This is a genomic window from Streptomyces sp. NPDC088097 (assembly GCF_044741845.1).
GTDB lineage: Bacteria > Actinomycetota > Actinomycetes > Streptomycetales > Streptomycetaceae > Streptomyces.
The window spans coordinates 397,521-422,758 of sequence record NZ_JBIUTJ010000004.1 but is presented as its reverse complement, the minus strand read 5'-3'; the positions used below and the strand labels follow the sequence as shown (position 1 = coordinate 422,758).

The 25,238-nt window shown below is 74.0% G+C and carries 18 protein-coding genes and 1 riboswitch; of the genes, 10 read left to right on the top strand and 8 right to left on the bottom strand.

What is annotated here, in order from left to right; all coding sequences use genetic code 11:
- The first annotated feature begins 62 nt into the window (after positions 1-62).
- From ACIOD1_RS15830 to ACIOD1_RS15820, 3 genes are all read left to right on the top strand, one after another.
- On the top strand, positions 63-1,526 hold the full coding sequence (locus ACIOD1_RS15830) for an NCS2 family permease (protein WP_365616774.1): 1,464 nt from the start codon (positions 63-65) through the stop codon (positions 1,524-1,526).
- Between the two features lie 77 nt (positions 1,527-1,603).
- Entirely contained in the window at positions 1,604-2,770 is a 1,167-nt protein-coding gene (locus tag ACIOD1_RS15825) for an XdhC/CoxI family protein (protein ID WP_365616776.1), read from the top strand.
- A gap of 178 nt (positions 2,771-2,948) precedes the next feature.
- Positions 2,949-4,181 carry a GNAT family N-acetyltransferase gene (locus ACIOD1_RS15820; protein WP_365616777.1) on the top strand — a complete coding sequence of 411 codons (1,233 nt, stop codon included), beginning with the start codon at positions 2,949-2,951 and terminating at the stop codon, positions 4,179-4,181.
- A gap of 72 nt (positions 4,182-4,253) precedes the next feature.
- Here the strand turns inward: ACIOD1_RS15820 and ACIOD1_RS15815 are convergent, their stop codons facing one another.
- Entirely contained in the window at positions 4,254-6,470 is a 2,217-nt protein-coding gene (locus tag ACIOD1_RS15815) for a germacradienol/geosmin synthase (protein WP_365616779.1), read from the bottom strand.
- 295 nt (positions 6,471-6,765) lie between these two features.
- Positions 6,766-10,377, bottom strand: a complete 3,612-nt coding sequence (cobN, locus tag ACIOD1_RS15810; protein ID WP_401902737.1) for a cobaltochelatase subunit CobN — start codon at positions 10,375-10,377, stop codon at positions 6,766-6,768.
- A gap of 53 nt (positions 10,378-10,430) precedes the next feature.
- A riboswitch (cobalamin riboswitch) is annotated at positions 10,431-10,509 on the bottom strand.
- A gap of 510 nt (positions 10,510-11,019) precedes the next feature.
- On the opposite strand from cobN, the gene cobG reads away from it, so the two are divergent.
- The 3 genes from cobG to ACIOD1_RS15795 are packed head-to-tail and all read left to right on the top strand — an operon-like array spanning position 11,020 to position 14,460.
- Positions 11,020-12,324, top strand: coding sequence for a precorrin-3B synthase (gene cobG, locus ACIOD1_RS15805; protein ID WP_401902735.1), 1,305 nt, complete (start codon positions 11,020-11,022; stop codon positions 12,322-12,324).
- 4 nt (positions 12,325-12,328) lie between these two features.
- A complete protein-coding gene (locus ACIOD1_RS15800) occupies positions 12,329-12,976 on the top strand; it encodes a precorrin-8X methylmutase (protein WP_365616785.1) in 648 nt (215 codons plus the stop codon).
- The gene (locus tag ACIOD1_RS15795; protein ID WP_401902732.1) at positions 12,973-14,460 is read left to right on the top strand and encodes a precorrin-2 C(20)-methyltransferase; all 1,488 of its coding nucleotides are present in this window, start codon (positions 12,973-12,975) and stop codon (positions 14,458-14,460) included. The genes ACIOD1_RS15800 and ACIOD1_RS15795 overlap by 4 nt, the downstream gene beginning before the upstream one ends.
- 95 nt (positions 14,461-14,555) lie before the next feature.
- Here the strand turns inward: ACIOD1_RS15795 and ACIOD1_RS15790 are convergent, their stop codons facing one another.
- The 4 genes from ACIOD1_RS15790 to cbiE all read right to left on the bottom strand — a co-directional run bounded on the left by ACIOD1_RS15790 (position 14,556) and on the right by cbiE (position 17,993).
- Positions 14,556-15,059, bottom strand: a complete 504-nt coding sequence (locus ACIOD1_RS15790) for a hypothetical protein (protein ID WP_365616789.1) — start codon at positions 15,057-15,059, stop codon at positions 14,556-14,558.
- Positions 15,060-15,143: 84 nt separating this feature from the next.
- Positions 15,144-15,986 carry a cobalt-precorrin-6A reductase gene (locus ACIOD1_RS15785; RefSeq protein ID WP_365616791.1) on the bottom strand — a complete coding sequence of 281 codons (843 nt, stop codon included), beginning with the start codon at positions 15,984-15,986 and terminating at the stop codon, positions 15,144-15,146.
- Complete coding sequence (gene cobM / locus ACIOD1_RS15780) at positions 15,976-16,725, bottom strand: precorrin-4 C(11)-methyltransferase (protein ID WP_401902730.1); 750 nt, start codon at positions 16,723-16,725, stop codon at positions 15,976-15,978. The genes ACIOD1_RS15785 and cobM overlap by 11 nt, the downstream gene beginning before the upstream one ends.
- Positions 16,722-17,993, bottom strand: coding sequence for a precorrin-6y C5,15-methyltransferase (decarboxylating) subunit CbiE (gene cbiE, locus ACIOD1_RS15775; RefSeq protein WP_365616794.1), 1,272 nt, complete (start codon positions 17,991-17,993; stop codon positions 16,722-16,724). The genes cobM and cbiE overlap by 4 nt, the downstream gene beginning before the upstream one ends.
- Before the next feature lie 244 nt (positions 17,994-18,237).
- On the opposite strand from cbiE, the gene ACIOD1_RS15770 reads away from it, so the two are divergent.
- The 3 genes from ACIOD1_RS15770 (at position 18,238) to ACIOD1_RS15760 (ending at position 22,470) form a co-directional block, all read left to right on the top strand.
- Positions 18,238-19,191, top strand: a complete 954-nt coding sequence (locus ACIOD1_RS15770) for an oxidoreductase (protein WP_401902727.1) — start codon at positions 18,238-18,240, stop codon at positions 19,189-19,191.
- Between the two features lie 84 nt (positions 19,192-19,275).
- Positions 19,276-20,919 carry an esterase/lipase family protein gene (locus ACIOD1_RS15765; RefSeq protein ID WP_401902725.1) on the top strand — a complete coding sequence of 548 codons (1,644 nt, stop codon included), beginning with the start codon at positions 19,276-19,278 and terminating at the stop codon, positions 20,917-20,919.
- A gap of 126 nt (positions 20,920-21,045) precedes the next feature.
- A complete protein-coding gene (locus ACIOD1_RS15760; protein ID WP_401902722.1) occupies positions 21,046-22,470 on the top strand; it encodes an FAD-dependent oxidoreductase in 1,425 nt (474 codons plus the stop codon).
- Here the strand turns inward: ACIOD1_RS15760 and ACIOD1_RS15755 are convergent.
- A complete protein-coding gene (locus tag ACIOD1_RS15755; protein ID WP_365616801.1) occupies positions 22,460-23,365 on the bottom strand; it encodes a trypsin-like peptidase domain-containing protein in 906 nt (301 codons plus the stop codon). The genes ACIOD1_RS15760 and ACIOD1_RS15755 overlap by 11 nt on opposite strands.
- Positions 23,366-23,483: 118 nt before the next feature.
- Positions 23,484-24,074: a TetR/AcrR family transcriptional regulator gene (locus tag ACIOD1_RS15750; RefSeq protein ID WP_365616803.1), complete on the bottom strand. Its 591-nt coding sequence runs from the start codon at positions 24,072-24,074 to the stop codon at positions 23,484-23,486.
- A 162-nt stretch (positions 24,075-24,236) separates the two neighbouring features.
- On the opposite strand from ACIOD1_RS15750, the gene ACIOD1_RS15745 reads away from it, so the two are divergent.
- Positions 24,237-25,205 (top strand): alpha/beta hydrolase family protein, encoded by a 969-nt coding sequence (locus ACIOD1_RS15745; RefSeq protein WP_401902720.1) that lies wholly within the window; start codon positions 24,237-24,239, stop codon positions 25,203-25,205.
- Positions 25,206-25,238: the final 33 nt, after the last annotated feature.

Below are 25,238 nucleotides of genomic sequence, written 5' to 3'. Positions count from 1 at the left end.
CCCAAATCCCGTGTCTCCAATCTTTATGCGGGTGCCCCTTTGAACCTTGGGAGTTAGGCACCATGACCCAGTCATCCGTGGAGCCCAAGACCAGTGCGGAGGAAGCCGGCGACGGCTCCCTGAACCCCGCCGGGCGTTCTTGGCTCGACCGGTATTTCCACATAACGCACAGAGGCTCCAGCGTCGGCAACGAGGTTCGTGGCGGTATCACGACCTTCATGGCCATGGCGTACATCCTCTTGCTCAACCCTCTGATCCTCTCCGGCAAGGACGTCGCCGGAGACACCATGAGTCAGAAGGCGCTGATCACGGCCACGGCGTTCGCCGCGGCCCTGACCACCCTCCTGATGGGCTTCGTCGGCAAGGTGCCGCTCGCCCTGGCCGCCGGACTCTCCGTCTCCGGTGTGCTGTCCTCGCAGGTGGCCCCGCAGATGACCTGGCCGCAGGCCATGGGCATGTGCGTGATGTACGGCGTCGTGATCTGTCTCCTGGTCGTCACCGGCCTCCGAGAGATGATCATGAACGCGATCCCCCTCGCGCTCAAGCACGCCATCACCATGGGCATCGGCCTCTTCGTGGCCCTGATCGGCCTCGTCAAGGCGGGCTTCGTCGGCAACGGCGGGGAATTCGCCCCTCCGGTCAGCCTCGGCGCCACCGGAGAGCTCGCGGGCTGGCCCGTGTTCCTCTTCTGCGTCACCCTGCTCGCCATCTTCATGCTGCAGGCCCGTAAGGTCCGCGGCGCGATCCTGATCGGCATCGTGGGCGGCACCGTCCTGGCGGCCATCCTCAACGCCGTGGTCGACATCGACCCGAAGGCCTGGAAGAACGGCTCGCCGGAGCTCTCCGGTTCCGCCATCTCGATGCCCGACTTCTCGCTCTTCGGCAAGGTCGAGTTCGGTGGCTGGGGCGACGTCGGTGTCATGACGATCGGCATGATCGTCTTCACCCTCGTCCTCGCCGGCTTCTTCGACGCGATGGCCACCATCATCGGCGTCGGCACCGAGGCCAAGCTGGCCGACGAGCAGGGCCGCATGCCGGGTCTGTCGAAGGCCCTGTTCATCGACGGCGCCGGTGGCGCCATCGGTGGCCTCGCGGGTGGCTCCGGCCAGACCGTGTTCGTCGAGTCCGCGACCGGCGTCGGTGAGGGTGCCCGGACGGGTCTCGCCTCCGTCGTCACCGGCCTCTTCTTCGCCGCCTGCCTCTTCTTCACCCCGATCACGCAGATCGTCCCGGGCGAGGTCGCCTCGGCCGCCCTGGTGGTCATCGGCGCGATGATGATGCAGAACGCCCGCCACGTGGACTGGGCCGACTCGGCCACCGCGATCCCGGTCTTCCTGACCGTCGTGATCATGCCGTTCACCTACCAGATCACCGCGGGTGTCGCGGCCGGTGTCATCTCCTACGTGGCGATCAAGGTCGCGCAGGGCAAGGCCCGCGAGGTCGGCGCCTTCATGTGGGTCCTGACCGGCATCTTCGTCATCTACTTCGCGCTCCACCCCATCGAGGCGTGGCTCGGCGTGAAGTAACGGGGAACCCCGTGACACCCACCTGACCCTCCACGCATCCCATACTGGAATCCGAAACGTCTCCGAGGAGGCCGCACATGCTGGACATCGCCGAAGAACTCAACCGGTGGGTCGAGCAGGGACGTGACTTCGCCATCGCCACGGTCGTGGCGGTCGGCGGGAGTGCGCCCAGGCAGCCCGGAGCCGCCCTCGCCGTCGACGGCGAGGGTACGGCGATCGGCTCGGTTTCCGGCGGATGCGTGGAGGGCGCGGTGTACGAGCTGTGCCGACAGGCGCTCGAAGACGGCGGGACCGTCCTGGAGCGCTTCGGGTACAGCGACGACGATGCCTTCGCCGTGGGTCTGACCTGCGGCGGAATCATCGACATCCTGGTCACCCCGGTTCCGGTGGGCTCCGCCCACCGCGAGGTGATCGAGCGGGCCCTGGCCGCCGCCGCCGAGGGCGGCGCGGCCGCCGTGGCCCGGATCGCGGCCGGTCCCGAGGAGCTGATGGGCCGCGCCCTGCTGGTGCGCCCCGACGGCTCCTTCGAAGGCGGCTTCGGTGGCCACCCCGAGCTGGACCGCACCCTCGCCGAAGAGGCGCGCGCCATGCTGGACGCGGGCAGGACCGGGGTGCTGGAGATCGGCGCCGACGGCCGGCTCTGCGGAGAGCCCCTCAAGGTGCTGGTCGAGTCCAGCGTCCCCCCGCCCCGGATGATCGTCTTCGGTGCCATCGACTTCGCCTCCGCCCTGGTGCGGATCGGCAAGTTCCTCGGCTACCGGGTGACCCTGTGCGACGCGCGGCCCGTGTTCGCCACGAAGAACCGTTTCCCCGACGCGGACGAGATCGTGGTCGACTGGCCCCACCGCTACCTGGAGGCCCAGGCCGACGCCGGCGTCGTCGACGCCCGCACCGTCCTGTGCGTCCTCACCCACGACGCCAAGTTCGACGTCCCGCTCCTCGAACTGGCCCTCAAACTTCCCGTCGCCTACGTCGGCGCCATGGGCTCCCGCCGCACCCACGAAGACCGCAACAAGCGGCTCCGCGAGGTCGGCGTGACCGAGATCGAGCTCGCCCGACTGCGCTCCCCGATCGGCCTGGACCTCGGCGCCCGCTCCCCGGAGGAGACCGCGCTGTCCATCGCCGCCGAGATCGTCGCGAACCGCCGCGGCGGCAGCGGGGTCGCCCTCACCGGCGCGCACATCCCGATCCACCCGGACCCCTCGAAGAAGACGGTGATCAGCCGGATCGGCTCCGTCGCTTGAAGCGGGGGCCGGCCTGACGGCCGCGGATGAACGAAGAAGGGCGCGACCCCGGTACGGGGGTCGCGCCCTTCGTCCGTGGAGTCCGGAGATTCCCGCCGTAGGCGCGAAATCCGGTCACATCGGTTGATCCGGCCATTATGGGGTGACCGGTCCGCGATGACCGATTAGTCTCCGGATCATGGTGGAGATCCGCGACGTACCCGAATCCGACATCGAACGGGCGCTGGAGCTCGCCTACCTGGTCTTCCACGACCGCCCCGAGAAGGAGGCGCGCGAGCGCCACCACGAGCTGCTCGCCCACTGCTCCCGCCTCGGGGCCTATGACGGGCGGACCCTGGTCGGCTTCATGGCCGCGCACGACTTCCGGCTCTCCGTACCGGGCGCCGACCTCGCCTGCCCCGGGCTCACCTTCGTCTCCGTCGCCCCCACCCACCGCCGGCGCGGGATCCTCACCGCCCTGATGGACGAGCGACTGCGCCGGACCGCCGCCGAGGGCGCTCCCCTCGCGGCCCTGTGGGCCTCCGAGGCCGCCATCTACGGCCGCTTCGGCTACGGGGCCGCCACCCAGGGCGCCACCATCGAGATCGACTCGGGCCGTCCCCTCGCCCTGCGCGTCACCCCCGACCCGCGCCCGCTGCGGCTGCTGGAACCGGACGAGGTCCTCGACGTGATCGGCCCCTGCCACGAGGCGGCCCGTGCGTCGCGGGCCGGCCGGCCGAGCCGCAGCGCCCGGCGGTGGACGGGGGAGTGGCTGTGCGAACAGGCCGAAGAGGACGATGAGTTGAGCCCGCCACGGGTCATCGTCCTCGGGGAGCCGGGTGAACCGGTCGCGGGATACGTCCTCTACCGCACCAAGCCGCAGGACGACGACGGCCCCGTGCGCGTTCCGGGCCTGGTCCGGGTGGACGAACTGGAGGCCGACAGCCCCGCCGTGGCCGCCGCCCTGTGGGACTGCGTGGCCTCCCTCGACCTGACCGGGAAGGTCTCCGCCTGGGGGCGGCCCACCGACGACCCCCTGCTGCACTTCGCCGCCGACCGGGACCAGGTCAGGGTCACCGCCCAGTTCCCGGCGTTGTGGCTGAGGTTGGTCGACGTGGCGGCGGCGCTGAAGGCCCGCTCCTGGGCGGCGCCCGTGGAGGTGGTCCTGGAGCTGTCCGACGCCCGCCTGCCCGCCAACTCCGGCCGCTTCCGGCTCAAGGCGGGCCCCGACGGCGTGGCGTACGAGCGTGCCCGCGCGGCACCCGACCTGACCTTGGACGTCCGGGAGTTGGCGGCCTGCTACCTGGGCGGGACCCGGGTCGCGGAGTTGGTGGCCGCCGGACTCGTCGCCGAACACGCCCCCGGCGCGGCGGCGTCCCTGGACACGGCGCTCGCGACCGCCCGACTGCCGCACACCGCCGACGAGTTCTGAGGCGGGCGGGGCGGGGCGGCGGGCGGGCGGGGACGGCGGTGGGCGGGGGCGGCCGGACCGCCCCCGCCGCGCTCAGGCCGGCAGGCCGATGCGGGCCGCGGACATCCCGAAGGCGGAGTCGAGGACCCCCGCGGCCAGGGGGTCGGCCGGTCGGTGGAGGTCCTCCTCGCGGTAGCGGCGCACGCTCCGGTGCCAGTGGAGGATCCCGGCGAGCCAGTCCTGGAGCTCGCCGACGTACGCGTCGAGCCCGGCCCGTGCCCCGGCGTCCAGCTGCCAGTCGTCGTACAGCAGCGGCAGCTGGTCGGCGACGATGTGCTGGAACTCCTCCGTGCGCCGCGTCATCAGCGAATGGCAGATGTGCAGGGCCTCCGGGTAGCCGATGTCGAAGAAGTTCCGGGTGACGAGCACGTAGTTGTGGACCTCGCCCTCGACCTCCACCTCCTTCTGGTAGGAGAAGACGTCGTTCACCATGCACGCGGTGTCGGCCGCCGCGTTCTCCAGGGAACGGATGGTCCCGGAGGCGTAGATCGCGTCGGGGATGCCCCGGCCGGCCTGCCCGAGCCGGCACAGGTACATCGTCAGGTGGGAGCCGAAGGTGCGCCGGCGCATCTCGGCGTAGTCGACCGGGTCCGGGATGCGGTGGTGGACCATGTTGTCCATCTCCCACACCCAGCTCTCCAGCATGCTCACCAGCGTGGCCCGGAACTCGCCGCGGACCTCCGGGGACATGCCCGTGGTCGTGCGCACCCACAGGTCGGCCAGGGAACGCTCCATCGCCGTCCCGGCCGGCGGCTGTTCGGCGTGGTCGACGGGGATCATCGCGATCAGGCGGGCGGTGGTGGCCTTGGTGGCGGCGAGGTTCTTGGTCGGGCCGAACACCGCCGGGTAGTAGTCGTCCCCGTACGTCCCCCAGGTCAGCCAGCAGGCGTTGAGCAGCAGGGCCTCGGGGGTGGCGTCGGGGTCGATGCCGGCGGAGCACAGCGCGAAGTCGTAGCCGCGCAGCTTGTCCTCGGTCCAGATCGCCGAGCCGGGGTCGCCGGGTTGCGGGTCGAGGAGGCCCATCCGCCGGGCCCACGCCACGGAGCCCTCGCGGGCGTGGTCCAGATGGGGGCTGATGGTCAGCTCGAAGGGCATGTGGATGTCGGGGATCACGGAGGGGCCGGTGCGCTCGAAGGGCACGTGGGTGTGGGAACGGGTGCGCAGTGCGAGGGAGCGCCGGTTGAACAGGGACCCCAGGTCCAGGGCGGTGGTGCCGAGGCCCGTGGGGAGGAAGGGCAGCGTGAGCGGGGCGGTGGCCTTGGCCTCCTTGTTCATGTAGCGGCTGGAGACCATGTGCCATTCGTGGCCGCCGGACTGCCAGTCCTGTAGGCCCTTGGTGTAGGCGAGGACGGCGCCGATCTCGGCCGGGTCCATGGCGTGGTCGGCGAAGAGCTGGGGGAGTTCGACGAGCGCGGTGTGCTCGAACTGCTGGAGCCGGGAGGTGAGGAGGTCGTTGGAGGACTCGGCGGCCTCCTGGGTGGTGCAGTCGAGGAAGGTCTCCAGGACGAGGATGGCGTTGGACAGTTCGCCCTCGTCGGTGACCTCGCGCTCGTAGGAGAAGATGTCGTTGCGGATGTGGACGGCGTCGGAGAAGGCGTCGCGCAGGACTGCCAGCGGACGCGCGTGCGCCACGCGGGCCGGGACCTCGGCGGAGACGTACTCGATCAGGCCGGCCGACCATGGGGCGCCGCCGACCTTGCGGCGCATCTCGATGTATTCGAGGGGGTTGGCGACCCGCCCGATGTTGATGTTGGCGAGCTCCCACATGGACTCGTTGAGGAGGTTCTCCGTGGACAGGGAGAACCGTTCCCGCCACTCGACCGACATGGCCGGCACGGTGCGTGCCCACAGGTCGGCGAGACCGGCCTCGACCGGGTTGGTCGCCTCGGGGAAGCCGTCCGCCAGGTCCATCGGCATGAAGGCGGCGAGCCGGTCCAGGTAGGCCTTGGCCCCGGCGCGGTCCTGGGAGCGCTTGTACATCTCCAGGAAGTGGTCGTCGAAGAAGAAGACCCACACGTACCAGTCGGTGACCAGGGACAGGGCGTCGCTGTCGCAGTCCGGGTGGGTGTACGAGCAGAGCAGGGCGTAGTCGTGCGAGTCGAGGTCCTTCTCCTCCCAGACGCCGGAGCCCTCCAGCATTCCGAAGTCGCGCGCCCACTGCTTCGTGTGGACCCGGGCGGCCTCCAGATGGGGGTTCAGTCGGGCCGGATAGGGCACGTAGAAATCCGGCAGTTGAAACGGCTGGGTCACGGCGGGGCAGGCCTTTCGTCAAGGGCGCGGGGACCGGAAGGACCCCGGCCCCCGCACGAGATCAGCAGGGCCCTACCCCGGTGGCCGGTCGGATAAGGGGGAGTTCACTTCATCAGGTGACATGTCCCGCATTCCCCGCCCCGACGCCCCGCCGAACGGTAGGAGGGGCCGCCAGGGCCCGCAGCGCGCGTCCCCGGCCGCGCTCCTCACCGCCTCGTGCTCGGCGATGAACTCCTTGATCGGCGGGATCTGGCGGCAGCCGCACCGGCGGCACACGGCCGCCGGCGCGGCCCGGTCAGTCCGTTTCGGCTTCGAGGTTGCCCTCGGTGTCCAGGTAGACCTGGCGCAGGGCTTCGAGGACCTGGGGGTCCGGCTTCTCCCACATGCCGCGCGACTCCGCCTCCAGGAGGCGTTCCGCGATGCCGTGCAGGGCCCAGGGGTTGGCCTCCTCCAGGAAGGCGCGGTTCTCCGGGTCCAGGACGTACGTCTCGGTCAGCTTGTCGTACATCCAGTCCGCGATCACGCCCGTGGTGGCGTCGTAACCGAAGAGGTAGTCCACCGTCGCCGCCAGCTCGAAGGCGCCCTTGTAGCCGTGGCGACGCATCGCCTCGATCCACTTGGGGTTGACCACGCGGGCGCGGAAGACGCGGGAGGTCTCCTCGACCAGGGTGCGGGTCTTGACCGTCTCCGGGCGGGTGGAGTCGCCGATGTACGCCTCCGGGGCCGTGCCCCGCAGTGCGCGGACCGTGGCCACCATGCCGCCGTGGTACTGGAAGTAGTCGTCCGAGTCCGCGATGTCGTGCTCGCGGGTGTCGGTGTTCTTGGCGGCGACCGTGATGCGCTTGTACGCGGTCTCCATCTCCTCGCGGGCGGGGCGCCCTTCGAGGCCCCGGCCGTACGCGTAGCCGCCCCAGACCGTGTAGACCTCCGCGAGGTCGGCGTCCGTGCGCCAGTCGCGGGAGTCGATCAGCTGGAGGATGCCCGCGCCGTACGTGCCCGGCCGCGAGCCGAAGATACGGGTCGTCGCGCGGCGTTCGTCACCGTGCGAGGCCAGGTCCGCCTGGGCGTGGGCCCGTACGTGGTTGTCCTCGGCGGGCTCCTCCAGCGAGGCCGCGAGCCGGACCGCGTCGTCGAGGAGACCGATGACGTGCGGGAACGCGTCGCGGAAGAAGCCCGAGATGCGCAGGGTGACGTCGATGCGGGGACGGCCCAGCTCGGCGAGGGGGATCGCCTCGATGCCGGTGACGCGGCGCGAGGCCTCGTCCCAGACGGGGCGCACGCCCAGCAGGGAGAGGGCTTCGGCGATGTCGTCGCCCGCCGTGCGCATCGCGCTCGTGCCCCACAGGGACAGGCCCACCGAGGGGGGCCACTCGCCGTGGTCGGTGCGGTAGCGGGTGAGGAGGGACTCCGCGAGGGCCTGCCCGGTCTCCCACGCGAGGCGGGAGGGGACGGCCTTCGGGTCGACCGAGTAGAAGTTGCGGCCGGTCGGCAGGACGTTGACCAGGCCGCGCAGCGGCGATCCGGACGGGCCGGCCGGGACGAAGGCCCCGTCCAGCGCGGTGACCACGTGCTCGATCTCGTTCACGGTGCCCGCCAGGCGCGGGACCACCTCGTGGGCGGCGAAGGTCAGGACCGCCGCCACGTCCGGGCCGTGGCCATCGGCGACGGCGGCCACCGCGGCCGGGTCCCAGCCCGCTTCCTCCATCGCCCGCACCAGGGCGCGGGCCGTCTCCTCGACGGCGTCCGCCGAGGTGCGGGTGGCCGCCGACTCGTCCAGTCCGAGGGCCTCGCGCAGGCCGGGCAGGGCCGTCGTACCGCCCCAGATCTGGCGGGCGCGCAGGATCGCCAGGACCAGGTTGATCCGGGCCTCACCGGTCGGGGCGCCGCCCAGCACGTGCAGGCCGTCGCGGATCTGGGCGTCCTTGACCTCGCACAGCCAGCCGTCGACGTGCAGCAGGAAGTCGTCGAAGCCGTCGTCGTCGGGGCGCTCGGCCAGGCCCAGGTCGTGGTCCAGCTTCGCCGCCTGGATCAGCGTCCAGATCTGCGCCCGGATCGCCGGCAGCTTCGCCGGGTCCATGGAGCTGATCTGCGCGTACTCGTCCAGGTGCTGTTCGAGGCGGGCGATGTCCCCGTACGACTCCGCGCGCGCCATCGGCGGCACCAGGTGGTCGATCAACGTCGCGTGCACCCGGCGCTTGGCCTGGGTGCCCTCGCCCGGGTCGTTGACGAGGAAGGGGTAGATCAGCGGCAGGTCGCCGAGGGCCGCGTCGGGCGCGCAGGACGCGGACAGACCGGCGTTCTTGCCGGGCAGCCACTCCAGGTTGCCGTGCTTGCCCAGGTGGATCATCGCGTCGGCGCCGAAACCACCCTCCTCGACGGAGGCCTGGATCCAGCGGTACGCGGCCAGGTAGTGGTGCGAGGGCGGCAGGTCCGGGTCGTGGTAGATCGCGATCGGGTTCTCGCCGAAGCCGCGCGGCGGCTGGATGAGGATCAGCAGGTTCCCGCGGCGCAGCGCCGCGAGGACGATGTCGCCCTCCGGGTTCGCGGAACGGTCCACGAACATATTGCCCGGGGCCTCGCCCCAGTGCTCCTCCACGCCGCCCCGCAGATCGGCCGGCAGCTCGGCGAACCAGCGCCGGTAGTCGGCGGCCGGGATGCGGACGGGGTTGCGGGCGAGCTGCTCCTCGGTGAGCCAGTCCTGGTCGTGGCCGCCGGCCTCGATCAGGGCGCGGATCAGCTCGTCGCCGTCGCCCGAGACCAGGCCGGGGATCTCGTCGACGGGACCGAAGTCGTAGCCCTCGGCGAGGAGCCGGCGCAGCAGCTCCACGGCGCTGGCCGGGGTGTCGAGCCCGACCGCGTTGCCGATGCGGGAGTGCTTGGTGGGGTACGCGGACAGGACGAGCGCGATCTTCTTGTCGCCGCGCGCGATGTGCCGCAGGCGGGCGTGGCGCACGGCGATGCCGGCGACGCGGGCGGCCCGCTCGGGATCGGCGACGTAGGCGGGCAGGCCGTCCTCGTCGATCTCCTTGAAGGAGAACGGGACGGTGATCAGTCGGCCGTCGAATTCAGGGACGGCGACCTGGGTGGCGGAGTCGAGGGGGGACAGGCCCTCGTCGCTCGCCTCCCAGTTGCCGCGGGAACCGGTCAGGCACAGGGCCTGGAGGATCGGCACGCCGAGGGAGGCGAGGGCGCCCGCGTCCCAGGACTCGTCGTCGCCGCCCGCCGAGGCGGTCGCGGGGCGGGTGCCGCCGGCCGCTAGGACGGTGGTGACGACGGCGTCGACCCCGGCCAGTTCGGCGAGCAGTTCCGGCTCGGGGGTGCGCAGGGAGGAGACGTAGAGCGGCAGCGGACGCGCGCCCTTGGCCTCGATGGCCTCGCACAGGGTGTGCACGAAGGCGGTGTTGCCGCTCATCTGGTGGGCGCGGTAGTAGAGCACCGCGACCCGGGGGCCGTCGACCTGCGACGCCGGGCGCTCCAGGGGGCCCCAGGTGGGGGAGGCGGCGGGCGGCTCGAAGCCGTGGCCGGTGAGGAGCACGGTGTCGGAGAGGAAGCGCGCCAGCTGTTCGAGGTTGGCCGGGCCGCCGTGCGCGAGGTAGCCGTGCGCCTCGGCGGCGATGCCGATCGGGACGGTGGAGGCTTCCATCAGCTGGGCGTCGGGGGCCTGTTCGCCGGTGAGCACCACGACCGGGCGGGTCTGCCCCGGGGCGAGCAGCAGGTCGAGGCCCTCCTGCCAGGCGCGGAGGCCGCCGAGGAGGCGTACGACGACGAGGGTGACGCCGTCGAGGAGCCCGGGGAGGTCGTCCAGGGGAAGGCGGGAGGGGTTCGCGAACCGGTACGGGACGGGTCCGTCCGCGGCGGCGCGAGCGCTCAGCAGATCGGTGTCGGACGTCGACAGCAGCAGGATCATGCGGCGGCAGGCCTTCCTCGGGGTTTCCGCGCCCCGGGCAGTGAGGACGGCGGGAGTTCCTGACTCACCCGGCGGATCGCTCCGCGGGGTTCACAGTGGCGGGACCGCGCCGGAATCGCACCGGGCTTCCTCCCATGTCGCCGTCCTCGGCGATGACGGGCCGAACGGCCCGTCGGAAGGTCATCCTAGGCGGCGAATTCCCTGGCCGGGAGTGGGGGTCGTACCGGACCGGACGGAGCTGCGGCGGGCCCCGCCGCGATCCGCGGGGGCGGGACGGTCGGGGGCGCGGGGCGGGACGGTCGGGGGCGGGACGCTGTGACGTCGGGGCTCTTCCCGCGCCCGTGCCCGCGAAACCCCGGCCGGGGCCGGTTCGGTTCGGTTCGGGGTGGTGCGGTGGTGCGGTGCGGCACCGGGGCGCTCCCGTCGATCCTGCCGGGCGCCGGGCGGGTTCGGGGCGGGCCGGGGCGGGTCCGGTGCACGGGCGGCGGGACGGGCGGCGGGGTGCCGGTGGGGTGCGCCGGTGGGGTGCCGTCGGGTGCGCCGACGGGCTGCCGTCGGGGGCGGGGGTCCTCGCTGGTCCGGGGGGCGGGGGTGGTGACGGCCACAGGTCGGGGCCGCGCAATCGTGGGTATGCTCGCGGCCATGCCCCAGCCCCCCTCCGCCGCGCCGCGGGACGAACCCGTCATACGGGATCGCGGCGACGCCTGCCCGGGCGCGCTGCGCCTGCACGCGGCGGACGACGGGTTCCTGGCCCGGATCCGGATCCCCGGCGGGCTGCTCGACGGGCCGGCCGCGCTGCTGCTCGCGGAGGCCGCCGACCGGCTCGGCGACGGGCACATCGACCTCACCTCGCGCGGCAACGCCCAGCTGCGCGGACTCGGCGCGAGCTGCGGCGGCGAACTGGAGGCGGTCCTCGCGCGGGCCGGGCTGCTGCCGGCGCCCACGCACGAACGGGTCCGCAACGTCGTCGCCTCGCCGCTGACCGGCCTCGACCGCGCGGGCCTGCCCGACGTGTCCGCCTGGGTCGCCGAGCTGGACCGGCTGCTGTGCGCGAGCCCGGCGGCGGCCGAACTGTCGGGGCGCTTCCTCTTCGCCCTCGACGACGGCCGCGGCGACGTCGCCGCCCTCGACGGCGACATCACCCTCGCCGCCCACGGGACCGGCGGGGCCCTGCTGTGGACGAGCGGCGCCCGCCGGGGGGTCGTCGTCGCGGCCTCCGACGCGCCCCGCGCGGCCCTCGCCGCCGCCCTGTACTTCCTCGACTCCGTCCGCGCCGCCGGCACCCGCGCCTGGCGGGTCGGCGAGCTGCCCCCCGAACATGCCTTGGATGTAACGGAGTTGGCCCGTCGGGTGGGTCGAGGGGGCGAAGTGGCGGACGTACCGCGCCGCCCGCCCGCACCCGCCCCCACCCCCGCGCTCGGCCCGATCGCCGGCGTCCCCGGCGGGACCGTCGCCCTCAGCGTCCTCGCCCCCCTCGGCCGGCTGAGCACCGCCCAGTGGTCGCGGTTGGCCGGCCTCACCGGCCGGATGCGGCTGACGCCCTGGCGCGGGATCGTCGTCCCCGGCCTGCCCGCCGAAGCCGCCCCGCGCGCCCTCGCGGACCTCGCCGCCGCAGGGCTCGTCACCTCCGCCGAAGACCCCTGGCGGTCCGTCACCGCCTGTACGGGACAGCCCGGTTGCGCCAAGTCCCGCGCCGACGTGCGCGCCGACGCGCGGGCCGTCGTCGAGCGGTCCGCCGGGGAACTCCCCGTGCACTGGTCCGGCTGCGAACGGCGCTGCGGTCATCCGCGCGGCGCCGCCTGGGTGGACCTCGTGGCGACCCCGGACGGCTACGCGCTCACCGCGCCGGGCCGGACCCCGGCGACGACCCCCCGTAAGGACCTCGCGGCACTGGCGGACGCCCTCCGCGCCGCACGCACCACACCCGCAACAGACCCGTCGCAGTGAAGAAATGAGCGAGTACACCGTGTTCGAGTACGAGAAGGACGGCGCCGCGATCTACCGCCAGTCCTTTGCCACGATCCGCGCCGAGGCGGACCTCTCCGGGCTGCCCGCCTCCGTCGCCCAGGTCGCGGTGCGCATGATTCACGCCTGTGGGATGACCGATCTCCCCCGGGACCTCGGCTACACCCCCGAGGTGGTCCTGCGGGCCCGCGCCGCCCTCCGGGCCGGCGCGCCGATCCTGTGCGACGTACAGATGGTCGCCAGCGGGGTGACCCGCAAGAGGCTGCCCGCCGACAACGAGGTGATCTGCACCCTCTCCGACCCGGCCGTGCCCGCGCTCGCCGCGAAGATGGGCACCACCCGAAGCGCCGCCGCCCTCGAAGTCTGGCGCGACCGGGGCCTGTTGGAGGGTGCGGTGATCGCCGTCGGCAACGCGCCCACCGCGCTGTTCCGACTGCTGGAGATGATCGAGGAGGGCGCCCCGCGCCCGGCCGCCGTCATCGGCGTGCCCGTCGGCTTCATCGGGGCCGCCGAGTCCAAGGACGCCCTCGCCGCGCACTCCTCCGGCCTCGACCACCTGATCGTGCGCGGCCGGCGCGGCGGCAGCGCCATCGCCGCCGCCGCCGTCAACGCGATCGCGAGCGAGGAAGAATGAGCACCGGAAAGCTGTACGGCGTCGGGCTCGGCCCCGGCGACCCGTCCCTGATGACCCTGCGGGCCGTCGAGGTGATCGCCGAGGCCGACGTCGTGGCCTACCACAGCGCCCGCCACGGCCGGTCCATCGCCCGGTCCATCGCCGCGAAGCACCTGCGCTCCGACCACGTCGAGGAACCGTTGGTCTACCCGGTCACCACCGAGACCACCGACCACCCCGGCGGCTACCAGGGCGCGATGGAGGAGTTCTACGAGGCCTCCGCCGCCCGGCTCGCCGCCCACCTGGACGCCGGCCGCACCGTCGCCGTGCTCGCGGAGGGCGACCCGCTCTTCTACGGCTCGTACATGCACATGCACAAGCGCCTCGCGGACCGCTACGAGGCCGAGGTGATCCCCGGCGTCACCTCCGTGAGCGCCGCCGCCGCCCGCCTCGGCACCCCGCTGGTCGAAGGCGAGGAGGTGCTGACGATCCTGCCCGGCACCCTGTCCGAGGAGGAACTGACCGCCCGCCTCGCCGCCACCGACTCGGCCGTCGTCATGAAGCTCGGCCGCACCTTCCCCACCGTGCGGCGCGCGATGGAGCGCAGCGGACGGCTCGCCGAGGCCCGCTACGTGGAGCGCGCCACGATGGAGGGGGAGCGCACCGGGGTCCTCGCCGACACGGACCCGGACTCGGTGCCGTACTTCGCCGTCGCCGTGGTGCCCAGCCGGATCGGGAACCCGGGCAGCGTGCCGTCCGGCCCCGGCGAGGTCGCGGTCGTCGGCACCGGGCCGGCCGGTCCCCTCTGGCTGACCGCCGAGACCCGGCGGGCCCTGGCCGACGCCGAGGTGCTGGTCGGCTACACCACCTACCTGGACCGGGTGCCGGTCAGGCCGGGCCAGGTGCGCCACGGCTCCGACAACAAGGTCGAGTCCGAGCGGGCCGAGTTCGCCCTCGACCTCGCCCGGCGCGGCAAGCGGGTCGTCGTGGTCTCCGGCGGGGACCCCGGGGTCTTCGCCATGGCCACCGCCGTCCTGGAGGTCGCGGCCCAGCCCGACTACGCGGACGTACCCGTACGGGTGCTCGCCGGCGTGACGGCGGCCAACGCGGCGGCCGCCGCGGCCGGGGCCCCGCTGGGCCACGACTACGCCACCGTCTCGCTGTCCGACCGGCTCAAGCCGTGGGAGGTCATCGCGGAGCGGCTGCGCGCCGCGGCCGCCGCCGACCTGGTGCTCGCCCTCTACAACCCCGGTTCGCGCACCCGGACCTGGCAGGTGGCGCGGGCCAAGGAGCTGCTGCTGGAGCTGCGTTCGCCGCTGACCCCGGTGGTCGTGGCGCGGGACGTGGGCGGCCCGGAGCAGTCGGTGCGGATCCTCACGCTGGCCGAACTGGAGCCGGCCGAGGTGGACATGCGGACCATCCTGCTGATCGGATCCTCGCAGACCCAGGTCACCGAGCGGGCCGACGGCTCGCGCGTGACGTGGACCCCGCGCCGCTACGCGTGAGCGCCACCCGGGACCGGACCCGGCCGCTCATCGGCCCGGTCCGGCCCCGGACAGCGATGCCCGGGCCGGGGATCGATCCGGACACCGGCTCCTGTTCAGCCCTGGCAGCCCGAGAGTTGGTCCGTACAGCCCTGGACGCTCTTCGGGTCGAGGGTGAGCAACTGCCAGGACAGCACGCCGAGCGGCGGCGAATCGTCCTTCGCCGGGGGCTCGACGCGCGCCGTGAGCGCGCCGCCGGCGGGGAAATTGATCCGGGTGACCTCCCCGGCGGTGCACGCCACGTCGAACGAGCGGTCGCCGGCCCCGCCGTCCCGTGACAGAACGAGACTGACCCGGGGGCTCTCCTCGCTGTCACAGGCGATGTCGAAGCGGTACTGGCTCTCCCCGCCGGTCTCCAGGGTCTTGTTCAGCCCCGAGGCGAGGAACCCCGTCCCCCGCTGGGTCACGCGGCCACCGTTGCCGGTGTCCTCACCGAGGCTCTTGTCGGCCCGCTGGAGTGCGTCGTCCGGCTCCCATCCCCTGGGCTCCCCTTTCTCGCCGCACCCGGTGAGCAGGGTCGCGGCGGCGAGGAGCAGGGCGAGGGAGTGACGTATCCGCATTCCCTCAGCCTAGAGGGTGGGCGAACGCACCGGGAGCGGCCGGGACGTGGCCGCGACGGGGCGGCCGGCCGACCTGCCGCGCCGTCAGTGCGGCGCGCGCCCGCCCGCGTCCGGCCGGTCGTCGGCGCGGAGCCAGGCGAGGGCCTCCTCCACCGAGCCCGCCCGGGCCACTGCCTCCGGGACCGGTGGGCGTCGTACGACCAGGACCGGGACGCCGGCCTCGCGGGCGGCCGTCAGTTTGGGGGCGGTGGCCCCGCCGCCGCTGTCCTTGGTGACCAGCAGGTCGATCCGGTGCCGCGCGAGCAGCTCCCGCTCCCCGTCCAGGGTGAACGGCCCCCGCTCCAGCAGCACTTCCAGGCGGGGCGGCACGGGCGCCTGTGGCGGATCCACCGAACGGACCAGGAACCAGGGCTCGGTGAGGTGTGCGAAGGCGTGCAGGCCCGTCCGCCCGGTGGTGAGGAAGACCCGCTCGCGGCCCGCCCCCGGCAGCAGCGAGGCCGCCCCGGCGAGGGAGTCGGTGAAGGTCCAGTCGTCGCCCGGACCCGGACTCCAACCGGGCCGCCGCAGCGCCAGCAGGGGTACGCCCGTCAGCGCCTCGGCCTCGGCGGCGTGGAAGCTCATCCGCTCCGCGAAGGGATGGGTGGCGTCGACGACCCGGGTCACATCGTGGGCGACGATCCAGCCGGCGAGTCCGGCCACCCCGCCGAAGCCGCCGATCCGGACCTCGCCCGGCGGCAGCACCGGGGAACTCACTCGTCCGGCAAGGGAGTTCGTCACCCGGTACGCGGGATCGCCGGCCAGCGCCTCCGCCAGACTTCGGGCCTCCGTCGTGCCGCCCAGGATCAGGACGTGCTCGCGCGTCAGGTCGGCGGGCTCGTACGGAGGGCCGCCGGGGCGGTCCGCCGGGCCGGGTGGATCAGCAGACATGCCGGTCGCGCTCGGGGGAGTACAGGTGGCTGTCGGGGAACTGCTCCGCGCCCAGGGTCTGGCCCACGATGATCACGGCGGTGCGCACCAGACCCGCCTCCTTCACCCGCGGCGCGATGTCGGCCAGCGTGCCGCGCAGGATCAGCTCGTCGGGGCGGCTGGCCATCGCCACGACCGCCACCGGGCACGCGGCGCCGTAGTGCGGCAGCAGCTCCTCCACCACCCGGTCCACGTACCGGGTGGCCAGGTGCAGCACCAGCAGCGCGCCGCTGCGGCCGAGCGTGGCCAGGTCCTCGCCGGGCGGCATCGGCGTGGCCTGCTGGGAGATCCGGGTCAGGATCACGGTCTGGCCGACGGTGGGGACGGTCAGCTCCCGCTTGAGGGCGGCGGCCGCCGCGGCGAAGGCCGGGACGCCCGGGACCACCTCGTAGGGGATGCCGGCGCTGTCCAGGCGCCGCATCTGCTCCGCGACGGCGCTGAAGACGGAGGGGTCGCCGGAGTGCAGCCGGGCCACGTCGAGCCCCGCCCCGTGGGCCCGTACGAACTCCGCGACGATCTCGTCCAGGTTCAGCCCCGAGGTGTCCACGAGGCGGGCGCCGGCCGGACATTCGGCGAGCAGCTCGGTCGGGACGAGGCTGCCCGCGTAGAGGCAGACGGGGGCGGCGGCCAGGGTCCGGGCACCGCGCACCGTGATCAGGTCGGCGGCGCCGGGGCCCGCTCCGATGAAGTACACGGTCATGTCGTCTGATCCTTCTCGTTCGAGGCGGTGGCGGCCGGCTTGGTGACCGACCACTGGGTGACGGGCATCGCCGGACGCCAGCCCGTGAAGCCGCCCACCGGCACGGCGTGCGACACGGCCAGCTTCACCAGTTCCCCGCCGTACAGGCGGTGGCGCGCCCCGAGGACGGCCTCCGACTCCAGGGTGACGGTGTTGACGACCAGCCGGCCGCCGGGCGTCAGCGCGGCCCACGCCGCGTCCAGCAGGCCGGGCGCCGTCAGCCCGCCGCCGATGAACACCGCGTCGGGCGCGGGAAGCCCCGCCAGGGCGTCCGGGGCCGCTCCGACGACCACGCGCAGGCCGGGCACACCGAGCGCGTCCGCGTTGCGTCCGATGCGCGCGGCCCGCTCCGGGACGCGCTCCACGGCCACCGCACGGCAGGAGGGGTGCGTACGCATCCACTCGATGCCGATCGAGCCGGAGCCGCCGCCGATGTCCCACAGCAGCTCGCCGGGGGCCGGCGCCAGCGCGCACAGGGTCGCGGCGCGCACGTGCCGTTTCGTGAGCTGGCCGTCGTGCTCGTACGCCGTGTCGGGCAGACCGGGGGTGGCGCCGAGCCGGGGCGCGGGGTGGGCGGGGTCGCGGCGGCAGTCGACGGCGACCACGTTGAGGGGGTCGCCCGGTGGGCGCTCCCAGTGCGCGGCCGTGCCCTCGTACGCGTCCTCGCGCTCGGAGCCGAGCTGTTCGAGCACCCGCATCCGGCTCGGGCCGAAGCCCCGCTCCCGCAACAGGGCGGCGATCTCGGCGGGGCTCCCGGCTCCGGCGCTCAGCACGAGCACCCGCCGCCCCTCGTGCAGGGCCGCCGCGAGCCGGGCCACCGGCCGGCCGACCACGGTGACGACCTCGGTGTCCTCCACGGGCCAGCCCAGGCGGGCGCACGCGTAGGAGACGGAGGAGGGGTGCGGGTGGACGTGCAAGGCGTCCGGGCCCAGCTCCTCGCAGAGGGCGCGGCCGATCCCGTAGAACATGGGGTCACCGCTGGCCAGCACCGCGATCCGGCGCCCGGCGTGTTCGGCGGCCAGCTTCGGCACGGCGGGGCGCAGCGGGCTGGGCCAGGCGACCCGCTCCCCGGCGCACTCCTCGGCCGGCAGTAGGTCCAGCTGCCGGGGGCCGCCGATCAGCACCTCGGCCGAGGCCAGCGCGGCGCGCGCGCCGGCGGAGAGCCCGGCCCAGCCGTCGGCGCCGAGGCCGACGACCGTCACGGGGGTGGGGGGTGCTGCGGGGCTCACTGCGCGGTACCTCGGGAGGAAGGGAGCGGGCCGGCCGGGGGCGGTCCTGGGGCCTGTGGGTGGACCCGCAGCCTACTGGCCTGCCACTCCTCCCGGGCGACCGCCCCCGCGAGGTCCGGGCGACCGCCCCGCGCGGTGCGGGCCGCCGTCCCCGCTCCTCCCGGCCGCCCGCCCCGGGGCCGGGGGAGCGCGGGCGGCGGCGTAGCCTGGCCGCGCCCGACGAGGCCGTCGTGAAGGAGTCGAGATGCCCGGCTGGAGCGCCACCCAGATCCCCGACCAGAGCGGCCGGACCGCCGTAGTGACCGGAGCCAACAGCGGGATCGGCCTCGCCGCCGCCCGCGAGCTGGCCCGGCGCGGGGCCGCCGTCACCCTGGCCTGCCGCAGCGCCGCCCGGGGCCGGGCCGCGGTGAACCGGCTGCGCACCGAAGTGCCGGGAGCGGAGGTGGAGTTCGCCGAGCTGGACCTGGCCGACCTCGGCTCGGTACGGGAGTTCGCGCAGGCGTACGGGCGGCGCCGGCCCACCCTGGACCTCCTCGTCAACAACGCCGGCGTGATGGCGCTGCCCTACGGGCGCACCGTCGACGGGTTCGAGACCCAGTTCGGCGTCAACCACCTCGGCCACTTCGCGCTCACCGGCCTGCTCCTGCCCCGGCTGCGGGCCGCCGCCCCCGGGGCCCGGATCGTCAACGTCTCCAGCGGCTTCCACGTGCTGGGCCGGCTCGGCCCCGAGGAACTCGCCGACCCCGCCCGGCTCGTGGGGGGCGCCGACGGATACCACCGCTGGACCGCCTACGGCCGCTCCAAGACCGCCAACCTGCTCTTCACCCACGAGCTGGGCCGCCGCTTCGCCGCCGCCGGCTCCACGATCACCGCCGCCGCCGCGCACCCCGGCTACGCCTCCACCAACCTCCACGCCGGAGCCTCCGGCATGGAGGGCCGCACGCTCGGCTCCCGGGCCATGGCGTTCGGCAACTCCGTCCTCGCCCAGCCCGCCGCCTCGGGGGCCCTGCCCACCCTCTACGCGGCCACCGCGCCCGGGGTGGAGCAGAACGCGTTCCTCGGGCCGAGGCTCGGCTGGCGCGGGGCGCCCGCACCGTCCTGGCGGGCGAAATGGACCCTGGACGACAAGTCCGGCGAACGGCTCTGGGCCGCCTCCGAGAAGCTCACGGGAGTCTCGTACGCATCCCTACCGCGCTGACCGCGCGGGGGTTAGCTTGCTACTCGCCGGTGGCTACCCGCCGGTCACTTGAGGTCGTCGAGCCGCAACCCCCACGGGAGAGCCATGCGTCGATCAGCCCTGCCCGCCCGCCCGTTCACCCCCCTTTCCCCGCCGCGCCCGTCCCCGCTCCGCGCCCTCTTCCCCGCCCTGCTCCCGGCCCTGCTCCTGGCCCTGTGCGCCGCCCTCGTCACCGCTCCCACGGCGGCGCGGGCCGACACCGCCGGCGCCCCCGGCGCGCGGCACCGTACGCCGGTGGTCCTCGTCCACGGGTTCGGGGACACCGCCGCCTCCCTCGACGGCCTGGAGGACCACCTCCGGGCCCGGGGTTGGCTCGCCTCCGACCTCGCCGAGTTCGGCTACGACTGGGCCGCGACCAACGACTCCAACGCAGGCCGCTTCGCCGACTTCCTCACCGAACGCTTCGGCGCCGACCGGCCCGTCAACGTGGTCGCGCACAGCATGGGCTCCTTGTTGACCCGCAAGTTCCTCAAGGACGGCGGAAGTTCGCGGGTCCGCGCCTGGGTCTCGCTCGGCGGACCCAACCACGGCGCGGGCGACGCCGCCCCCTGCGGCCCCTTCGGCGCCTTCTGTGACATCCATGCCGCCTCCCTCGCCGAGATGGCCCCCGGCAGCGCCTTCCTGACCTCCCTCAACGCGGGCGACGAAACCCCCGGCGCCACCCGCTACACCACCTTCGCCTCCGCCTGCGACGAGCAGATCCCGCCGGGCGACGACCGCGCCCCGCGCTCCACCGCGCTCGCCGGAGCCGTCAACCACCTCCTGCCCGTCGGGGACAGCGGCTGCCCCTCCCACTACGGGCTGCTGTCCAACGACTGGGTCCGCGCCCGCATCGTCGAGGAGTTCTCCCTCGACCCCAGCACCCCGGCCGAGCTCAAGACCGGGCCGTTCCGGATCACCGTGAACGAGGCCCGCTTCACCTCCACCGGCGAGAGCGCCCCCGAGCTGTACGACGGCCTCACCCTCACCACCGACGGGGCCGCCCGCCCGCTGTGGCACCGCGACCGCGACGGCGCGACCGCCTTCCCCGCCCACGACCCCTGGTTCGGCCTGGACGACTCGACCCGCAGCCGCACCTTCACCACCGGCGCCACCGTCACCGCCTACCTCACCGACGCCGATCACACCGCCGGGAACAACGACGACGTGATGGCGGCGGGCCGCGTGCACTGGGACCCGTCCCTGGGCTTCGGGCGGTTCACCGCCCGCATGCGCGGAGTGGACGGCGGCGAGGCCTCGGTGACCTACACCGTGACCCCGGCCTCGGGCGTCCCGGCCTGCCGGCTGCGGGTGGACGGCGCGGAGCTGACGTACTTCGACGACGGAACCACCCGCCCCGCGCTCTACGGGGACCTCTCGGTCGGCGCCGACCCCGCCGCGCCCGGCGCCCGCACCGCCGTCTGGACGCGCTCCGGATCCGACCCCTCGACCTTCCCCAACAAGGGCGCCCGCAGCAACCCCGACCCCTACTTCCACCAGCGGGTCGGCGACGGGACGGGCTACGGACCGGGTCCGTTCGAGGTGTCCGCGTTTCTCTGGGACCACGACGCCTCCTCCGCCGACGACCTCGCGGCCCGGGGCACGGCGGCCTGGGACCCGTACACGGACCGACCGGGCACCCGGACGACGGAGTTCCGCGGGGACGACGACGGCCTGGTGAAGGTCACCTGGACCGTCCTCTGCCCCTGACCCGGGCCCTTCGGAGCCCGTCCGCCCCGGGGCGCGCCCCCGGTCGCCCCCGTCCGCCCCGCCGCGCCTCCGTCCGCCCCGGGCGACCCCTGACCGGGGCGGCGGACGGGGCGGACACTCGACGGCATGGACGACACTCCGGACAACCACCCAGAAACCGCACGACCCGCCCCCCGGGACCACGCCGTGGTCCTGGGGGCCGGCATCGCGGGGCTGCTCGCGGCGCGGGTCCTCGCGGAGCGCTTCGCCCGGGTCACCGTCGTGGAGCGCGACGAACTCCCCGAGGACGGGCCGCGGTTCAGGCCCGGCGTCCCGCAGTCCCGGCACGTGCACATCCTGTGGTCCCGGGGCATCGAGGCGCTGGAGCGGCTACTGCCCGGCATCACGGCGGAGTTGACGGCCGGCGGCTCCGCGCTGCTGGAGTCCCCGCGCGACTTCCTCTGGCTGAGCCCCGCCGACTGGTTCGGGTCGGTCCCCGGCGCCCGGGTGCTGGTCGGCGCCCGCGAGACCGTCGACTGGACCGTCCGCCGGGCCGTGCTGCGCGACCCCCGGATCCGGATCCTGGGCGGCACCCTCGCCACGGGACTCCTCCCAGGGCCCGACGGGAACCGGTCCGTGGCCGGCGTGACCCTGCGCGAGGGCGACCCGATCACCGCCGCGCTGGTGGTCGACGCCACCGGCCGCGGCTCCAAGACCCCCGCCTGGTTGGCCGCGCTCGGCCACCCCGTCCCCGAGACCACCCGCTACGACTCCCACCTCGCCTACTCCAGCCGCACCTACGCCGTCCCCGCCGACGCCGACAGGCGCTGGCACGGCGTCTACGTCCAGGGCCGCCCGGACAGCCCGCGCGGGGGCGTGCTGGTGCCGTTGGACGGGGACCGCTGGCTGGTGACCCTGATCGGCAACGGCGAGCACGCGCCGCCCACCAAGGACCCCGCGTTCCTGGAGTTCGCCCGAGGCCTGCGCAGCCCCGCCCTCCACGACGCCCTGCGCGGGGCGGAGCCGCTCTCGGACCCCGTCGGGTTCCGCGGCACCGCCAACGAGTGGCACCACTACGAGCGCATGGACCGCCGGCCCGACGGCCTCGTCGTCCTCGGGGACGCCGCCTGCCGCTTCAACCCGGTCTACGGACACGGCATGACCGTCGCCGCCCTCGGTGCCGAGGCCCTGGACGAGGCGCTCGCCGGGCTGGACGCCGAGCGGATCCCGGCCGCCGCCCGGCGCGTGCAACGACGTATCGCCGAGGCCGCCTCCGTCGCCTGGCAGATCGCCACCAGCGAGGACCTCCGCTACCCCGGCACCGAGGGACCGCCGCCCGACCGCGCCACGCGGTTCCTCCAGGGCTACATGTCCCGGGTGATGGTCGGGGCCAACACCGACCCGGAGATCTGCGCGCGGTTCTTCGGCGTCCTCTCGCTGTCCGCCCCGCCGAACACCCTCCTCACCCCCTGGACGGTGCTGCGCGTGCTGTCCAAGTGGCGCCTGCCGACGGCCCCGCCGACCGAGGATTACCCGCCCCACCACGCGGCCCCGCCACGGGTCAGCCCCTGACGGCCCGCTCGTACAGGGCGCGGGCGTCCTCGCCGAACCGACTGCTGTACGAGGTCACCTCGTCCCCGCCCCCGTCGCGACCGCCTATCACCCCGATCAGGGTTCCCGCCGCGCTCAGGACGGGGCCGCCACTGGTCCCGTTGGGCACGTCCGCGCAGTCCAGCCGCAGCTGCGTGGGTCCGGCGGCTTCGGCGGTGTTGGCGCAGCCCAGGGGCTCCTCCGAGTCGTTCGGGTAGCCCACCAGGCGGGCCCGCTCCGGCAGGGCGGCGCGGATCCCGAGGGGATGTGCCCCCGTCAGCTCCTCCAACCGCGGCCCGGGCTCCCCTTCCGGCCCGGAGCGGCGCACCCGGATGAAGGCCACGTCGTGGTCGGGGTCGGAGGACTCCACCCAGCGCGGGTCCACCTCGATGCGGGTCGGCACCCAGACGCCGTAGGGGGCGGAGCCGTCCCGATAGCCGGGGACGAAGGCGAGGTTGGTGCGGAAGCCGCCCGCGTACACGCAGTGCGCGGCGGTGACGATCAGGTCCCCGCCGGGGGAGTGGACCACACTGCCCGAGCAGTGGTGGTCGCCGTCCCAGTCCGCGCCGGGGGAGAACAGCGCCCCTATCGCCGGCTCGGTCGGCGCGACCACGGCCTCCAGCGGTTCGGAGGGCCGCCACTCGCCCCGGGCCCGGGGCGCCAGGGCCCCGACCGGCGGAGCGGCCCGGGTCAGCCCCTCCAGGGCGGCGCCCGAGGCGTCGGCGAGCGCCGCGTCCTGGACGTACCGCCCGAGCACCGGGTCCCCGTCCGCGAGCGGGCCGAACAGGCGCGGCCAGAGCAGCCCCACCCCGGCCGCGAGCGCCGCGCAGCAGACGGCGACGAGCACACCGACCCGCGCGCCCCGCCGCCGTCTCACCGCACCACCGGACACGGCGCGCACGCGCTCGTGAGGAACATCGGCTCTCCCTTGGGAGGTTGGGGGACGTGTGGTGCCGGGACGTCGAGTCCGCGCGGTCGGTGCCTGATCACCTTGGTCAGGGTGCCTTCGGGTGCTGGAGCCCGGCCAGGAGCAGGGCGATGAGTTTGCGCGGGTCGCAGCGGGGGTCGGGGGCCAGGCAGAGGTTGCCGATGCCGCGCATCAGCTCGTAGGGCTCGATGGCGGGTCGGATCTCGCCCGCGGCGACGGCGGCGTCGAGGAGCTGTCCGGCGACGGGGAGCAGGCGGTCGATGAAGTGGGTGTGCAGGGTGGCGTAGCCGCTGCTGGTCGGCTGCACGGTGTCGGCGAGGCCGTGTTTGGTGACCAGGAAGTCGACGAACAGGTCGATCCATTGGCGTAGGGCCGTCAGCGGCGATTCGGATTCGGCCAGCAGGCGGGGTCCGGCGTCGGCACATTCCTCGACCTGGTGGCGGAAGACGGCCACGACGAGGTCGGCGCGCGTGGGGAAGTGGCGGTAGAGCGTGCCCATGCCGACTCCCGCCCGTGCCGCGACCTCCCGGACGGGCGCGTCGACGCCGGAGGTCACGAACACCTCCGCGGCGGCGGCGAGCAGCTTCTCCTCGTTGCGCGCCACATCGGCCCGCTTGGTCGCGGCCGGGGCTTTTCCGGGCCGTTCCGTACCGGGCACAGGTCCCCCGTCTCCCACGACCGCCGCCACGGCGGGGCGTGTCCGATTGCGAAGCGGAGCGCTGTTCCGTATCGTCGGCGGAGCAACGTTCCGTTTTGCATCCAGTCTAGCCGCGTCGCCCCGCGGGACGCGCGGCGGACCCCCTGAAGGGAATGGCACACCATGGCCGAGTGGACTTCCGTCGCCGACACCCACCTCAACCCGTCCGCCCCGCCCGTGATGTCGGTCAGCCCCGTCACGCTGGCGGTCCCCGGACGCCCGCTGGACCTCGAAGTGCGCGTCTCCGCGCCCGTCACCGGCACCGATCTGCCGGTCATCCTCCTGTCGCACGGCCACGGCGCGGCCTACGGCCTCTCCTCCTCCGACGGATACCTCCCCCTCGCCAAGGTCTGGGCGGCCCGCGGCTTCGTCGTGATCCAGCCCAACCACCTCAGCGCCCCCCGGCTCGGCCGTCAGGTCGGCGACAAGCCCGGAGCGCCCTACTTCTGGCGCTCCCGCACTCAGGACATGAGCGCGATCATCGACCGCCTCGCCGAGATCGAGCAGGCCGTCCCGCAGCTCGCCGGACGCGTGGACCGGAGCAAGATCGCCGTGGCCGGACACTCCCTGGGCGCCTTCACCGCGGAACTCCTCCTCGGCGCCAAGGTCACCGACCCCGACACGGGGGAAGAGGTCAACGCGCTCGACGCCCGCATCACCCAGGGCGTGGTCCTCTGCGGCATCGGCCGGGGCGGTGACACCTTCAACGGGTTCATGGCCGAGTACATGCCGGTGTTCCGCACCACCGACCTCACCACCATGACCACCCCCGCACTCGTCGTCGCCGGCGACAAGGACGACTCTCGGCACTGGACGACCATGGGACCGGACTGGCACGCCGACCCCTACCACCTCGCCCCCGGCCCCAAGGCCCTGCTCACCGTCTTCGACGGCGAACACCTCCTGGGCGGCATCCAGGGCTTCGACAGCACCGAGACCACGGACGAGAGCCCCGACCGCGTCGCCGTGGTCGCCGAACTCGCCGCCGCCTACCTCCGCACCGCCTTCAATCCGGCCGACGACGCCTGGCAGACGGCGCGGGACGCGCTGACCACCGGACCCGACGCCTACGGACGCGTCGAATCCAAGTAGTCCCGAGGCCGGGGTGATCCCGAGGCCCACCGG